This window comes from Myxococcales bacterium, from assembly GCA_016699535.1.
In the GTDB taxonomy this organism is placed as follows: domain Bacteria; phylum Myxococcota_A; class Polyangia; order Polyangiales.
The window spans coordinates 3522606-3537526 of the sequence record CP064980.1 but is presented as its reverse complement, the minus strand read 5'-3'; the positions used below and the strand labels follow the sequence as shown (position 1 = coordinate 3537526).

The window sequence follows — 14921 nt, the reverse complement described above, 5'->3', positions numbered from 1 at the left end:
ACAGCTTTCCTTGATCAACGAAGAAGTCCACCTTGCGTTTAAAAGGATGTTTCATGCTTTTGTCACTCCCTTCGGCGGCTGAGATGACCAGTCTAAGGCTCTGCTCGGTTGGGCCGCCTTTTCGTTCCAGCGGCTTGCTACGAATTGGATCGTCTCTCGAACATCAAGCTCCCGGCTTGCATTCCCTGTCCGTACAAAAAAGCACGTTGATGTACCATCGTCGAAAAAAATAGGCGCATCCGACGGCTCTACCACAATCCGGCAGACATCGTGGCCCTCAAGATTAGCGAAAAGCACATGAATCAGCCTGCAAACATGACCGCCAAGACGCTCACGAACGAGGGTCATCACGAGCTGCTCGAATCCATCGCGGTTTGGTTTTTTCAGTGTTTGGTAGTCCAGATTTAGGCCCAAAATCTTACCGTCGTCGTTGATTCCAATGAGAAGGCTGCCTCCACCGTGGTTTGCCAACGCGGCGATAGTCTTCGCCACGACGTCGGAAAGTTTTTTGTTCACTTTTTCGCGTTGCATGTCCCAACGTACGGTAGACTTGAATTCGATGTGCTCATTTTCTCCAAGACGAATCAAAGTGGCTATGTCGCGCTTCATCTCTTGCTCCTGGTGCGAGATTATTTGTTCGCTGTGCCAAAGTTGGGAATTGATGGCTGCGTAGGTTACGCCGAGCCGAAATCTTCCACAGTGGCTTGCTCCAGCGCTTCCTTTTCAAAAGGAAGCCAGGCCAAGCTCACATCAATGGGTGTTTTTGTTGCTGTGCTTCGGCACGCTCTTTAGCTTCTGCATTTCGCCGCGATCGTATCCAACGTTGACGCTCTTCTCGAAGATCTGACACGTCTTTGGCATAGCACACTTTGCTCAAAGTCCAAGAAATCCAAGTAAGCTTCCAAGGGAAAAGGCGTTTTGGGGTTTCACAAAAAATTCGAAGTTTTCCAGACAAATGGGCAGCTGAGCGCGACGACATCATGGTGCTGCATGATTTGGCGCCAAAAGAAGCGTTCCGAGCCGGTAATAAACCAGAGTTAGATGCATTCTGGAAACTGAGTGCTTCCAGTGCGCTCGACATTGTCGCCTAGTGCAATGCCCGCTTCGGTGATTTGGCTCCCATAGATGTCCGTGACTCGGAACTCATAGGGACCATCACCAAGGCCCTGTTCGGCCACAAAGTAGTTGTAGTCATAACGCGGAAGCTCTTGGTAGCTGCCATCCGCTTGTTTGGCTTCGAGTTTCGCTACGCCATGGCGGTGATTGCGAATCTGAACCGCGGTCCAGTAGGGGTTACTGCCATCTTTGAAATGAAAACGAACTGCTCCGCTCACATCACAAGGAACCACCTTCCAAGTGATATCGACGCGACCAAGTTCACGCGCAGCGATGCCATCAAAAGCTTGAGGGTGCAGATCCACTTGATCGTTCATGCAATCAGGGCAGCTGTCCACCACGCGAACCGTTACACTGCCATCGGGGCCGTCGACTTGAATGCATTGCCCGCAAGCATACGAGCCGTTGTATGCATTGCTAGCCAGGGCTGCGACCATTGGATCGCTTGGCGTTGCATCAAATAAACAGTTGCCGCTACCGTCGGCTTCGAAATAATAGGTCGCAACCGAAGTATGCGTTGCTGGCTCATTGCATGCCACTGGTTGTGCAGGATTGCCTGCATCCCTTGGGTCGGAAGTGATAGCGCTTTTGTCAGAACTACAGCTCCAAAGCAAAGCAGTGCATAGGCAGTATATCGTTGCATGAGTTTTCATGATGAGGATGATAAGGTTTAATTCGATCTTATTGAAATAAACCTTATCATCCTCTTATGGCGGTGGAGCTTTTAGCGTTTGCAGGCGTTATGGTCCTTGGGCAGTTTAGCCCGGGTCCGGACATGATTCTTCTGACGCGAATATCGCTGGCCGAGGGTGCTTCGGCGGGCTATTGGGCAGCGACTGGCGTTGCATGTGGTCTATGCCTGCACGCATTGCTTGCCATTGCGGGTACGGCTCAGCTTTTTGCAGCAGGAGGTGCCATTTCCGTTGCGCTAAGAGTTTTTTCGGCCGCATACCTTTTGTATTTAGCGTGGTTGCTCTTCAAGAGCACAAAAGCATCGGGGCAACAGCGCACGGCAACTTCGGGCCGAGCGAAGCTTACTGGTTTTCGCGCTGGTTTTTTGTGCAATGTTCTTAATCCAAAGGCCGTGGTGTTTTTAGCCGCCGCGATGATGCCATTTATGTCGGCAAAGCATCCGAGCTGGTGGCCCTGGCTTCTTGGCGCGATCGTCGTGATGCAAGGCTGGCTGCTTTGGCTACTCTGGGTAAAAATGCTTCAAAAACCGCGTATTCAGGCTGTTTATGCACGCTCGCAACACTTTATTAACCTCCTTTTTGCGTTGGTGCTAAGTGCGCTTGCACTGAAACTCGTATGGAGCATTCAGAGCATCTAGCTCGCTAGCCCTAAGCACCTATATGTCAGAAGTGGCGTAAATTCTTACAAAAACCGCCAGTTTTGTCGTATTTTTCGTTAAAATACGCCATTGTTTGAAATTTAGTTTGCTGCGTAAAAGCGTGAGCTATGCGTAGCTTTCTTCACGGCGATTTTTTGTTTTTCTTTTGGCAGAAGTTCACTCGGCAAAATTATTATAAGGCGGTGATTTTGCAGCTGGCCGCCTCAGAACCTTTCTGCTAGTACCTCAACTGGAAAGTTTTGACAGGTAGATGCGCAGGATTTTTTTTCGAACAGAAGGAAGAAGAATGCAGGAATATCTTGAGATATTTCAAGTTTTTCTGACGCCGTGTTCGAGAAAAAGGACAAGCATAAGCTGCCAAAACTTTCTAGTTGAGGTAATCAATTGCCTTTTTTCCGAAACTCAAATTCCGTTGGTCTAGTGTAAACATGCGCGTTTTTTCTTTTTTCCTTGTGTTGGTTAGCTTGCTTGCTGGAAGTCAAACCGTTTTTGCTCAGGCGCAAGTTACTGAAATCGTAAAACTCAATCGTCAGGCCATGGAGGCCTACAACAATCTCGATTTAGACAAGGCCAAAGCGACGTTAAACCGCGCCTTGAAAGTTGCGAAAAAAGGCAGCGTCACCGGAGCGCCGCTTGCGCGCACTTACATGAACTTAGGTGTTGTTTACATAGGTGGCTATGGGGATAACAGCAAAGGCTTAGATAACTTTGTAAGTGCGCTTAAGACTGATCCGGCCATTGATCTTGATCCGTTGACCAGCAATCCAGACATTCAAACGGTATGGGTCTTGGCACAAAACAAAGTGGGCAAGGGTGGAGCTAAGCCAAGCGCAGCTGCACCGTCTGGTGGCCCTCCCATGGAAACTGGGGGAACCGGAGTGAGCCTGCCTCATCAACCCGTGCCGCAACAACTCCTCCACACGCCCATTCCAGTTTATATCGAGCTTCCCAAACAGCTTAAAGCCGGACAAGTTCACTTGTTTTTCCAAGGCGCTGCCATGGCTGAGTTCACGCGTATCGAGATGACCAAAATAGCCAACGGCTGGGGACAAGAAATCCCTTGCTATCACGTTCGCGAACCTGCCATGCAGTATTACATCATTGCCTTCGGACAGGATGGCGCTCCACTTGGTTATGCCGGCACGGCAAATTCCCCTTTTAATGTACCGATCGTTAGCCAACGCACCATGCCCGCGCCAGCTCTTCCGGGGCAGCCCCCTCCAGAAGCATGCGAAGGCAGCGATGCGGTTTGTCCACCTGGCATGCCCGGATGCGAGCCGGCAGGTGGAGCCGCTGCTTTTGAAGAGAGCTGCTCTGCAGATAATGATTGTCAGGCTGGTTTGATTTGCGAAGATTCAATTTGTGTCTTTAGTGAAGACGTTGCCGAGCAAGACGCAGGTCCGGATCCTGAAACGCCTCGCTTCTTCGCGCACCTAGGTTTCACGACAGGTTTGGCTTACGTCGGCAGTGGTATGCTAGCTGACCGCTCGGCACCTTCATCCGGGCCCACTGCAGGTTGGGAAGCCGATTGCAGCGGCACCGACGATTGCGTTGAAGTCTCGTCTTCTGGCTTTGTGCCGACTTACGCATTGCGGGCCACCATGGGCTACTACTTTTGGCAGCGTTTCGCTCTTGCAGCGTCGGTGCGCATGCAACTTGATAAAGGCCAGGGGTCCATGTCCGGTATGCAAATTGGCTTGCGCGGACAATATCTAGTGACCACGCCGCGCTCCAAAGGTTTCAATCTTGCTCCATTCCTCGGTGCAAGTGTGGGTCAGATTAGTCCGAAACCTCCGCAAGATGGCGATGAGCCTGCCAAAGGCTGGCCTTATGTGCTTTCAGGTTTGCAAGGCGTGCAAGCCGGCGCCGTGGTTGGCTATCGTTTGCGCGAAATTTCGGCGTGGTGTTCACGCCCGAGTTTCACTTCATGGTGCCGATCTTCATGCTCAATATTGATCTAACCGCAAGCCTTGAAGTCGCATTCTAAGGGGTAACAACCGGTCAGTTGGAGTCAAACCTCACCGGTTAATAAAAAGTATACGAACACGAGAACAAAGCTAGTAGGAAAGACTTTTTCCGAGATTTTCGTAGATTCAGCAGGTCTAGGGCCCCCAGAGTTCGCTTCGCTGGAACTCTGCCCCAGACACTCTCCCACAGCGACGAGGAGGTAAGCCGAAGCTACGGAAATCTCGGGAAAAGTCCATGCAGGCATCACGGACTGACCAGTTGTATGGTTCTAGTGCATGCTGGGGCTTTGAATCATATTGCTGTCAAGCAGCTGATATGCAGCTTTGCAAACATCAAATGAACTCATGGATGAGGCGTCAATGATGGAACGCAAATCTCTTTTTCCATCAATTAACTCCCAGACTTTTTTATGACTGTCGTCAAACTCTTGAGACAAATTTGATTCCTGCTCGTTTTGAGTGCGACTAAACACACTGGAAAAATCAGAGATTCGACTCTCAATCAGTCGCCATTCATCGATGCGTCGGACGCCTTCTAGGATAAGGGATTGCACTGGAAGCTGCAATCTTGCAAGGCGTGCTTCTGGCAGCAGGTTTTCTTTGTCGAAGCGGAAGGTTCCTTCGTTCCAACGCAGTGCTTCGCAAAGTAAGTCGGTTGTCTGTCGGGCCAAAGCTTCTGTCAGCTCGTTTGTTGAAATAAGCTCTTTGTGGAGTAAGCGACGCCCGAGCAATTGTTCGAGCTCATCATTGTTGTCGTTTAGAAGGCCTTCAAGTTCATCGCGTCGAATAAAACCTTTTTCGATAAGGTAGCGCCCCAGTAGAAACTCTGGCGACGAGCCTTCGCTAACTGCCATGTCAACGGCGCCATTGCTCAAGCAAACATGAATTACCCGATCATTTTTGCGAATATTTAGTGTGCCTGTCTGGTTTTGCATTTGCAGCATCTGCAAGGTTTCGATCAGTGGGGCATGATCGATGCGGCCTTCAAGAGAGGCAAGCCCCTTTGCAGTGGGACTTAGTCGACTCAAGTCATGGCTAAGTGCTTGAAGTTGTTTTTCGCCGAGTGTTTGCTGAAGAGCCGTGCTAAAAACGCGAGGCGTTAGTTCCGAAGGTGTTTGAAGTGTGCGTATGATTGGCGTCAGCCCCTCCGAAAGCCGTTCCACCCATGCATTTAAAACCACACTTTGTTCTTGCAGCCATTGCGTTGATTTCGCGTAGCCGCTCTCATCAAGTGGACTGATATCTTCGGTTTCATCGCCGCTAACGGCAATCTCATCGTTTCCAAGACTGCTTTGTACGTATTTGGACGACTGCTTTAGAACTGTTTCTGGAGAGAAGGGTTTTTCAAGACAACGTAAGTTTGGCTTTTGTATCTTTTGAGGGACGCGCATGGAGGAGAAATGCGTGAGTATCCATTCAACCGACGGGTGTGCTTGAAAGACATGGGAGAAGTCTTTGAGAAACTCGCGTTCCCCACCGAGCGTTTGGACATCTGCAAAGACGAGTTGCACCGAAGGATTGTTCTTTAGAAAGCTTGCCGTTTTATCGATTGTTTCGGCATGACTGATGGAATAACCGGCTCGCGTAAGCGTATTTGACATGGCTTTGCGAATGGTTTGATTGCTTTCGACAATGAGAATGTGCGACGGCATGTGCTGTAAGGAAAAATGACACAAAACCCACTCAAGTCAAACCGAAAACCCTAACTATTTGGGGAGTCTTGGCCGCTAGAGCAGCATCGAGTCCCAGTGCAGATCAGGCTTTTCTCTAAAGGATGCCCATCCCGCGGCGAAGATCGATGGCTAGAGGGCTGAGCCAAAAACGCAGCAAATCACGAACTTCGTGGCTCTGGCTTACTAGCGCTGCGCCCTCCAGGCTTCGGTATTCACGACGCGATTGGCGAATCATGTCGATAGCGCAGACCAAATCATCGCTTATAAGAGCTGCGGCCCGATTAGCGCTTTGATCAATGCTGGCCACCCATTGCAAAAAGTCGGGAGCTGGACTCACGGCATAGCGTGCTGCCGCTTCCTCCAGGCTTTTGCGTTGTTTGCGACTAAGAGCCTTGATAATCCGTTTGTTCTGGTCTTCCAAGACCTCTTCGCCGCTAAGACCGTAACCGAACTCTGCACTGACTGTCCGAGTCGCCGCCGCTAGCAAGATCTGAAGTTCACGCGGAGTGAGTTTCTCGGTGGATTCCAGACCTAGAGCCATTTTCGCAAAGGTGCGCGCCACCAAAAAAGCTTGAGCTGGACGTTTGAGTTGGGACAGTTCGTTAGGGATAAAAACGAGAGCTGGATCGCCCAGTTCGACATCCACTCGAGCCGTGCGAGTGCCATGCAAATACAAATCAAACTCATTGACGTCCAAAATGGCGCCTACACGATAGCTGAGAATGGCTAGCGGATGGTCATCTTTTGAGCTTAGTTTGTCACGAGGGCCCACCCCGTAGGCTTCAAAATCGGGAGGAAATATTTTACCGAGTCCTGGTTGCGTAGCACGCAATAGCTCGGTTGCAGCTTCTGCTTCTTGTGGGAGTACACTTAGTCGCCGCATGGCATCAGCATCAAGCGCACTTGCTCCCGCGGATGCGGCACGCGGCGTAAAGGCAAGAAGGAACTCATGGTCCTCTGCGCTTAGAGCATCAAGTAGTAGCAAAGGCTGAAGTGCCAGGCGGCAAAGCGTACTCTGACCGCTTTGCCGATAAATACGCGCAAGATTTTGCCAGAGTTCGACATCGGCGGGTTGCTGCTTGATGGCTTTTGTCAGTTCAGCTACGGCTTCATCGGGTTTGCCTGCATCGACGAGGCGCTGAGCTAGCGTGCGTCGCAAGGTGGCATCGCCGCGAGAATACCTTACGCCTTGGCGCAAGGTTTGCGTTGCCGCGTCGCGCAGTTTCAGTTTGAATTGTTGCACCCATGCAAGCTCGTGGAATGCTTTTGAGACCAAAGGTGAACTATCTTTTGCGTAGTCAATAAAGGCCTGAATGACTTGGGCGTAGCTGCTCCAGGCGTCCATCTTTTCCACGAGGCTTTTGTAGTCGTCTGCAAACGCATCTTTAGGGCCAAGGATCGCGAAGTTCTTGCCCAGAAGCTCCAGCGCTTCCTCGAGACGACCCTGTCTTAGCGCGATGCGGCCCAAGCAACCGTCCGATACCGCCTTCGCTTCCGGTGTCTGAGCGATGCGGCTTAAGCGCATTGCCATCTTTTGAGCAGCCTGAAAGTCATTGCTTTGCGACTGCCATGTCGCCATTTGCACGAGTGCGTCGTGATGGCTTGGGTTGATAGCGAGAGCAGCTTCTAGGTGTTGTCGAGCTCGGTTGCGATCATTGAGATGGTGCTCGTAAAGTGTAGCTAGTTTTAGATGCGTTTCCAAACGCAGGTCGTTTTCGTTGGCCAGAGCTAGGATGTGTTCTAGAAGTTCACTTGCCCGTTTCCACTGCCGATCTTGTTCGTAGATGCTCGTAAGCATGATGGCGGAGGGCAAATGACTCGAATCCGCGCGCAATGCGTTATCAAGGGCATGGATGGCCGCAGCAATATCGCCCACGTGTTCCCATTGGATCTTGGCAATGCGAAACCAACAGCCACAAAGATCACGCGCTTCGCTAAGACGTGACGTGTTCCGTAGGAAAATTTCTAAAAGCTGTTCAAATTGCCCGGCATTGATAAGTAACCGCTCAACTGCGTCCATGGTCGGTTTGTGAGAGGGGTCGCTATCGAGAGCGGCTTGAAGATCTTTGAGCGCTTCGACAGGATTGTCTGCTTTCTCAAGCCAAAGAAATGCGCTCTCAAGCAGATGAGATGCCGCATCAGCGTGATCAAGCGCGATGCGCGCAAGTTGCCGTTTGGCCTCGATTTGGATCATCACATCGGATCCTAGTTCGGCAAGCCGTGCAAAGTTATGAATCGCCCCAAGGTTGTCGGGATCTTTTTTGATTGCAGCTCGATAGGCATTGATGGCGTCGTTATGACCGATGGCCTCCAGTGCTTCGCCGAGTCGGCACATGTGCGCGGCTGCCAGTACCAAGTTAGATTGCTCCGCGGAAAGTAGGCCCTCGACTTGTGTAAGAAGATCCCAATCGCGGGTTTGCAGGCCAAGATCTTCAAGGGCGTGCAGAGCCGCGCTGCTGTCGGGCGTCTTGGTGAGAATCGTTTGATACGATTGCACCTGATCTTTAACGCCTTTTTCTTTGCGGAAAGAAGCCAGAGTGGCAGCTTATTGTAGGAACGCCTGGTGCAATAAGGGCTGTTCGCTATGTTCGGCTAAGTGTTTTGCGTATTGTGCTGCTCTTTCCCAATGCTTGGTTTCAAGATGAACGTTTCGCAATTCATCAATTGAGCCAATATGTGTTGGGTCAAGCTCGAGAACTGCATGGAGCGATTGTTCAGCTTTCTTTGGTTCGTTAAGAAGTGATTTCTGAACGAGGGCTTCATGCCAGAGATGATTTTTCGCCAGGCCAAGGTCTTCTGTGGCGGCGCTTGCATGAGCAATGCGTTGCTCGAGTTTGTCCCAGGCTTGCTGCTGGAAACGTAAACGAATTAATGCATCATTGGCGGTGTGCAAGTTGGGCTGTAGCGAGATAGCCTTTTCATAAAACAAAATCGCCTGAGGTAGATCTTCGAGTTTTTTCTCATAGAGTGATGCAAGATCCAAACATATAAATGCTTTTTCCGAAGCGGTGCTTGCATGTTTAAATAAGTGCTCTAATGTTACGGAAAGTTCTTTCCAGCGCTCGTGTTTCACAAGTAAGGAGCGAAGTGATTCAACACCTTGCCGATGGCTTGGATCAAACTCAATAACTTTTGCGTAGGCGCGAATGGCTTGGTCGGCTTGTCCCAGGGTATATTCGCAGAGTCTTGCGATTTCAAAATACAATGAGGCCGAAGCTTTCGGTTGGGTTTCGATGTTAGCTTGACGCTGCAACACGCGGAGCACGTCTTCCCATCGGCCCGCTTGCGTGTAAATGAGACATAGTTGCTCAAGCGCTGGGGCAAAGGTTTCATCGGCATCCAGAGCTTTGCGAAGATTGACGGTTGCGCCTTGAAGGTCGTTTAGCTTCTCGAACAACAGAATGCCAATCTGGTTGTGGATTTGTGCCAGTCGGCTCTTTTCAACGGTTAGTCGTGCTTCAAGTTTTAGAGCTTCCGCTAGTTCCTTATAGTCTTTGGCACGTTCCAAGACGCGTTGAAGGGCCCTGATGGCTCGTAAACTATCCTTTTGTACGCCAAGAATACGTTTGTAACAGAGCGCCGCTTGGGCAAAATCTTTTACTTCATTTTCACACAGGCCGCCCATTGCAAAGAGCAGTTCGGTTTTCTCAGTCGGATCGTTTTGCTCTTCGACAAGTCGTTCATAGAGTTGCAAGAGTTCCGCGAAGCGGCCCGTGCTACGAAAAAGCCGGTCCAGTGCCTTGAAGGATCCTTGGTAGTCTGACACAAAACTTAGCGCGCGTAGATGATGATCGATTGCATCATTTGGCTCTTTTGTATGTTCTTCCAGAATGCCCGCAACTTTGGCATGAACTGCAGCACGTTCTTTGTTGTCTTCGCTCGCTCGTGCAAATGCGAGAAGCATCCCGACAAGAGCGTCCCAATTTTGCTGCTTTCGATAGAGTTGCTCTAAACGATGTCGACTCGCGGTGTGCGATGGCTCGATGCCAAGAGTGCGCTCGTACCATTGGATGGCAAGTTCTTCGTCGTCGAGTAAGTCGTCGGCGATTTTTGCGATGCGAAACGAGACGGAAACTAAGTCCGTTGGATCCTCAACAATGGAGACCCATCGCTCCCAGACGCCTATCGCGGCTCTATGTCGCGCCGTTTCTTCGTACAGACGCGCTAGTCTCGCTAGGATCACGGCATCCTGCGGGCACACAGAGGATGCCTTCTGCAGAGCTTGGGCCGTGTTATCCGCGTCGCTTAACTTTTCAGAATAAAGTTGCGCGATGCGTAAATAGTTATCGGCTTTGATGCGAATGTCTTTGGTGTATTCTGCCTCATGAGTAAGCACTTCAATGAGCGATTGCCAGTTTTCCTGTGTTTCGTGCAAGCGTTTGAGTGCCGCGCGCGCGGGAAGATGATTCGGATCGATAGCGAGGGCAGCTGTATACAGTTCGGGCGCGCTGATGTCTGGTTGATGCTGTGTTTCTGCAATCCAGGCACGCTCAAATAACTGCTGAGCGCGATAGATTGATTCCTTGTCTATTAGAGCGATTCTCTTTTGATAGACTTGATCGAGTTTATCCCATTGCCCAAGCACTCGCGCGCATCGGTCAAGACCCAACAAAGCAGCATGATCGCTGTTATCGAGTTCAAAAGCGCGGCAATAGTGCTCGAAGGCTTTATCGGGCTCAGACATGCTTGTTTCGATCACCGCAGCTTTTTGGCGCAGCAGTCGGGCCTTGTCGCGGACGTTTCCTGTTCGCTCTAGTTCGCGGTCGAAAAGTGGCAGCGCTTCTTCAAACTGCCCTTTATCGAGCATAATCCGCCGCAGCCCTTGGATTGAGGGCAGATGATCGCTTTTGAGCTCCAAGCTTTTTTTATAGTGCTCGATGGCCTTGCTTTGATTTTGCAGGTGGCAGTCGAAAAGATGAGCTAGCTCAAAGTGTAGTCGAGCCGCACGAAGGGCGTCGGGATTGGATAGAAGATCGTTTTGAAAACGAGTGATTAAGGTTTTAGCACGTAAGGAAAGGACGCTTTGCTGCGAGACCGTTGCGTTAAGATCCTCGATAGTTGGTCGATCGGATTCATAGGCAGTCGTTGGCGCAGCGGAGTGTGTGCGTTGGGGCGGCTGTATGGGCTTCGCTGATTTCCGTGGAGGAGGAGGCGGAAGGCTTTTTTGAGGCAGGTTTGTAACTGCACGAATCTCGTCGATACGTAGCTCGGAAGTCTTCGGGTCTTTACTGTCAGCCATGCCCTATAAGGATACCAGGATGAAGCAAAGGTCTAAACTATACGGTGTGCCTACATAAACATACAGTGGTCCAAAAGTTTATTGCTCGTGGTATGCTTTCAGTGTGTTGCTTTACGACAAAGACAGCTCAAAGCGTTGTTCAAGGATAGTCCTTACTGGTGGTCCAGGTGGAGGCAAAACAACGGCTGCGGATTTATTTCGGCGCGAAATTGGTGAGCGGGTGGTAGTCGTTCCGGAAACAGCAACCATGTTGTTCGCCGGAGGCTTCCCAAGGGTTGATAACTTGCATGCGAGGCAGGCCGCACAGCAAGCGATTTTTCATGTGCAGCGCAACCTTGAAGATATCCAGTTTGCAAACTATCCAGGCCGCATTCTTTTGTGCGATCGAGGCACTGTTGATGGCGCAGCTTACTGGACCGATGGTCCAGATGAATTTTTTCTCAAGGTGGGTTCAAGTCTTGAGGTGGAGTTGAAACGCTATGATGCAGTCTTGTTCTTTGAAAGTGCTGCTGTTGGTGGCTTAGAGATTGAAGGTGGAAACCCTCAACGCATCGAAGATATTGAGGACGCTAAAGCTCTTGATTTGCGCCTGCGTAAACTCTGGTCTGCCCACCCCAACTATTTTTTCATTCCGCATAATTCTTCTTTTTTTCAGAAAATAACTTTTGCTTTTGCTGCTCTGGAGAACTTTATCGGTCAGTTGGGCGGCTAAGCATCAAGGACGGATGCTCTAGAGCTCTTTTGTGTTCAATCGAACACTAGGCATACTGCTATTGACGAAAGTCAAAAAGCCGTATCATCTCTTTGCGCGATGAACGGTAGTTTCTATGTATTAGTTGTGCTTTTTGCAGTGCTCGTGGTCTGGCTTGCGGTCGAGCGGTTTGTGCATCGCATGCTCTTAAAGAGAATCCCAATCCGCGTGCATGTGAACGGTACGAGAGGCAAATCAAGCGTCACTCGGTTGATCGCAGCCGCTCTTCGCGAAGGCGGCATTCGCAGCTGCGCTAAAACAACAGGTACCCTGGCTCGCATGATTATGCCCGATGGCAAGGAGTATCCTCTATTTCGGCCAATGGGCGCCAACGTGATTGAACAGTTGCGTGTGGTGCGGCTTGCGGCGAAACTCAAAGCTGAAGCTCTCGTGGTCGAGTGCATGGCACTGCAACCGATTTTGCAGTCGCTAAGTGAGCGCGTAATGGTTTCGGCAACGCACGGTGTGCTGACCAATGCTCGGGCAGATCATTTGGAAGTGATGGGTCCAACGGAGGAGGATGTCGCGCGAGCTCTGGCTGGAACGGTTCCAAAGAAGGCCGTGTTATTTTGTTCGGAGCGAAAGTACACTTCAATTTTTGCTAAAGCATGTCAGGATCGAAAAAGCAAGTTGGTTACAGTCGACGATGCCGATGTCGCCGATGTCAGTGACGATGATATGAACGGTTTTCCCTATATGGAGCATAAGGAAAACGTCGCATTGGCGCTTCGTGTGTGCGTTGAGCTTGGTGTGGAGCGTAAGACTGCCCTTGCAGGTATGAAAAAATCAACACCTGATCCTGGGGCTTTGGCGAATTATACCGTTGAGTTCTTTGGTCGACATTTCGAGTTCATCAATGGTTTTGCGGCAAACGATCCCACCTCGACGGGGGCTATCTGGAATCGTGCCGTCAAAGAGGCCAAGCCAGGACAACGAGTTATTGCGTTGGTAAACTGTCGAGTCGATCGACCGGATCGTTCAAAGCAACTAGGTGTTGCATGTGTTCAGTGGCCTATCGCAGACCACTATGTTTTGATGGGAACAGGAACCTATGTTTTTGCAAAAACAGCTACAAGAGCAGGTCTTGATCCCAGCAAACTTAATTACGCGGAGGGTTTTCGTGCAGAGGAGATTTTTGAGCTCCTTGCGGAACTTTCTGGGCGAAACAGTTTGATTATTGGTATTGCAAATATCGGGGGACAGGGCTTGGAAATACTTCGCTATTTTCAAAATCGCAGCATGTTAGCGCCCTTGTTGGAAGAGAGATAAATGAGTCCTTTAGCACTGTCGATTGGAATTGGGTTGTTCACGAGCTTGCTTTTCTCTGAGCTGCTTGGGCTTGCCGTGGGCGGTATGGTCGTGCCGGGTTATCTGGCGATCATGCTTCATCACCCTTTGCGTGTGGCGCTTACCATTGGAGCGGGGGTGGTATCCTTTGCTTTTGTTCACGCCATATCAAGTTTTACTATTATCTACGGTCGGCGAAGAACGGTCCTGATGATTCTTGCGGGATACATCGTGGGTACCCTAATCAGTCTTGATCCTGGCCAATTTCTTTCAAAACAAAGCGCGGACGTTACCGTTATCGGTTACATCATCCCAGGACTAATTGCGATATGGATTGATCGGCAGGGCTTGATTGCTACGCTTGGCGCTCTTGTTACGAGTTCTGTTGTGGTACGTCTATTGCTTTTGTTGCTTGGTTTGGAGCTTGGTTCATGAAGAATTTGTATTGGCGCTCTCAGCGTATTTCTCGCACTGCACTCACGCTTATTGCGATTGGCTCCTGTCTAAGCCTAATGACAGTTGAGCATTTAAAAGAACGAGTCAAAAAGCCAGACTATGGTCTTAAAATTCACGCCGCGCGACTCACCAAACAAGCCTTTGACGCCATCCTCGATGAACGTAAAACCAGGCGACTTCCTGTGCAAACGTACAATGATCCTGCTGGAAGCGGTTTGATAGGCGACCTTATGTCCGAAGCGACGACGAACTATGGATCGCTTAGCTCGAAGAGGACTTCCGTCAATCCTAACTTTGCAGCTGTCATGGTGCACTATTTGCGTGACCTTGGTGTTCGTCCCGGTGATGTCGTTGCTGTTGGATACTCTGGATCGTTTCCGGCCATTAATATTGCAACCTTAGCGGCTATTCAAACGCTCAAACTCAATCCATTATTATCCTGAGCGCATCGGCATCTCAGTTTGGCGCGAACCTCCTTGATTTGTTGTGGCCCGATATGGAAAAAGTGCTTTACGATAAAGGAATTTTTGAGCACCGATCGGTGGCTGCTTCGATTGGCGGTATTGGCGACAGTGGTAAAGGTTTACCCAAAAAAGGCCTCAAAGCGTTGTATCGTGCGGTGCAAGCGAATGATTTAACCTTGCTTCAAAGTGAGTCTCTTTCCGATGGCGTCGATCAACGCATGCAGATTTATTATACAATGGCCAGCGGTCGGCCCATCAAGGCTTACATCAATGTGGGTGGCGGCTCGATCTCCGTAGGTAAAAAAATTGGCAAGCAGATGTTTGCTTCGGGCATGAATAAAAAGGCGCCTCCGGGGGTATCGGCGGTCGATGGCGTGATGTCGCGTTTCATTGAAAGCGGCGTGCCTGTTATTCACATGTACGGCATCAAAAAATCGCAGAAAAGTTCGGCTTGGCAATTGAGCCCGCTGCTATGCCCGAGGTCGGGCAGGGGGATATCTACGCAGAAGAAGCTTACAATCGTTGGCTGATTGCAGGGGCGTTGCTCTTAATCCTCGTGTCGCTCTATTTGATCACCCGTTCGGACATCGTTATTCGTTTGGTACGTTCTTCAAAAG

Annotated in this window: 12 protein-coding genes; 7 read left to right on the top strand and 5 right to left on the bottom strand. The window is 50.2% G+C overall.

Features of this window, described 5'->3' with window-relative positions; translation table 11 throughout:
- Positions 1-51: 51 nt before the first annotated feature.
- Together IPJ88_16660 and IPJ88_16655 are read right to left on the bottom strand one after the other, a co-directional pair.
- Entirely contained in the window at positions 52-609 is a 558-nt protein-coding gene (locus IPJ88_16660) for an ATP-binding protein (GenBank protein QQR89786.1), read from the bottom strand.
- Positions 610-1037: 428 nt separating this feature from the next.
- Positions 1038-1769, bottom strand: a complete 732-nt coding sequence (locus tag IPJ88_16655; protein ID QQR89785.1) for a hypothetical protein — start codon at positions 1767-1769, stop codon at positions 1038-1040.
- A gap of 56 nt (positions 1770-1825) precedes the next feature.
- On the opposite strand from IPJ88_16655, the gene IPJ88_16650 reads away from it, so the two are divergent.
- A complete protein-coding gene (locus tag IPJ88_16650) occupies positions 1826-2446 on the top strand; it encodes a LysE family translocator (protein ID QQR89784.1) in 621 nt (206 codons plus the stop codon).
- A 449-nt stretch (positions 2447-2895) separates the two neighbouring features.
- Positions 2896-4428 (top strand): hypothetical protein, encoded by a 1533-nt coding sequence (locus IPJ88_16645; protein QQR89783.1) that lies wholly within the window; start codon positions 2896-2898, stop codon positions 4426-4428.
- Positions 4429-4703: 275 nt separating this feature from the next.
- Here the strand turns inward: IPJ88_16645 and IPJ88_16640 are convergent, their stop codons facing one another.
- The 3 genes from IPJ88_16640 to IPJ88_16630 all read right to left on the bottom strand — a co-directional run bounded on the left by IPJ88_16640 (position 4704) and on the right by IPJ88_16630 (position 11346).
- The gene (locus IPJ88_16640) at positions 4704-6086 is read right to left on the bottom strand and encodes a DUF4388 domain-containing protein (protein ID QQR89782.1); all 1383 of its coding nucleotides are present in this window, start codon (positions 6084-6086) and stop codon (positions 4704-4706) included.
- Positions 6087-6201: 115 nt separating this feature from the next.
- Positions 6202-8604: a tetratricopeptide repeat protein gene (locus IPJ88_16635; GenBank protein QQR89781.1), complete on the bottom strand. Its 2403-nt coding sequence runs from the start codon at positions 8602-8604 to the stop codon at positions 6202-6204.
- Between the two features lie 48 nt (positions 8605-8652).
- Positions 8653-11346 carry a tetratricopeptide repeat protein gene (locus tag IPJ88_16630; GenBank protein QQR89780.1) on the bottom strand — a complete coding sequence of 898 codons (2694 nt, stop codon included), beginning with the start codon at positions 11344-11346 and terminating at the stop codon, positions 8653-8655.
- Between the two features lie 106 nt (positions 11347-11452).
- Between IPJ88_16630 and IPJ88_16625 the strand changes: the two genes are divergently transcribed.
- From IPJ88_16625 to pgsW (IPJ88_16605), 5 genes are all read left to right on the top strand, one after another.
- The gene (locus IPJ88_16625; protein ID QQR92069.1) at positions 11453-12058 is read left to right on the top strand and encodes an AAA family ATPase; all 606 of its coding nucleotides are present in this window, start codon (positions 11453-11455) and stop codon (positions 12056-12058) included.
- Positions 12059-12157: 99 nt separating this feature from the next.
- Positions 12158-13366 (top strand): poly-gamma-glutamate synthase PgsB, encoded by a 1209-nt coding sequence (gene pgsB / locus IPJ88_16620; GenBank protein ID QQR89779.1) that lies wholly within the window; start codon positions 12158-12160, stop codon positions 13364-13366.
- Entirely contained in the window at positions 13367-13819 is a 453-nt protein-coding gene (pgsC, locus tag IPJ88_16615; GenBank protein ID QQR89778.1) for a poly-gamma-glutamate biosynthesis protein PgsC, read from the top strand.
- A complete protein-coding gene (gene pgsW, locus IPJ88_16610; GenBank protein ID QQR89777.1) occupies positions 13816-14283 on the top strand; it encodes a poly-gamma-glutamate system protein in 468 nt (155 codons plus the stop codon). The genes pgsC and pgsW (IPJ88_16610) overlap by 4 nt, the downstream gene beginning before the upstream one ends.
- Positions 14271-14834 carry a poly-gamma-glutamate system protein gene (gene pgsW, locus IPJ88_16605; protein ID QQR92068.1) on the top strand — a complete coding sequence of 188 codons (564 nt, stop codon included), beginning with the start codon at positions 14271-14273 and terminating at the stop codon, positions 14832-14834. Before pgsW (IPJ88_16610) ends, pgsW (IPJ88_16605) begins: the two co-directional genes overlap by 13 nt.
- The last annotated feature ends 87 nt before the right edge of the window (positions 14835-14921 follow it).

Excerpts from the sequence above, each read along its gene's own strand:
- IPJ88_16640 (QQR89782.1), bottom strand. The coding sequence starts at position 6,086 with ATGCCGTCGCACATTCTCATTGTCGAAAGCAATCAAACCATTCGCAAA.
- IPJ88_16630 (QQR89780.1), bottom strand. The coding sequence starts at position 11,346 with ATGGCTGACAGTAAAGACCCGAAGACTTCCGAGCTACGTATCGACGAG.
- pgsB (QQR89779.1), top strand. The coding sequence starts at position 12,158 with ATGAACGGTAGTTTCTATGTATTAGTTGTGCTTTTTGCAGTGCTCGTG.
- IPJ88_16645 (QQR89783.1), top strand. The coding sequence starts at position 2,896 with ATGCGCGTTTTTTCTTTTTTCCTTGTGTTGGTTAGCTTGCTTGCTGGA.
- pgsC (QQR89778.1), top strand. The coding sequence starts at position 13,367 with ATGAGTCCTTTAGCACTGTCGATTGGAATTGGGTTGTTCACGAGCTTG.
- pgsW (QQR89777.1), top strand. The coding sequence starts at position 13,816 with ATGAAGAATTTGTATTGGCGCTCTCAGCGTATTTCTCGCACTGCACTC.
- IPJ88_16655 (QQR89785.1), bottom strand. The coding sequence starts at position 1,769 with ATGAAAACTCATGCAACGATATACTGCCTATGCACTGCTTTGCTTTGG.
- IPJ88_16660 (QQR89786.1), bottom strand. The coding sequence starts at position 609 with ATGAAGCGCGACATAGCCACTTTGATTCGTCTTGGAGAAAATGAGCAC.
- IPJ88_16650 (QQR89784.1), top strand. The coding sequence starts at position 1,826 with ATGGCGGTGGAGCTTTTAGCGTTTGCAGGCGTTATGGTCCTTGGGCAG.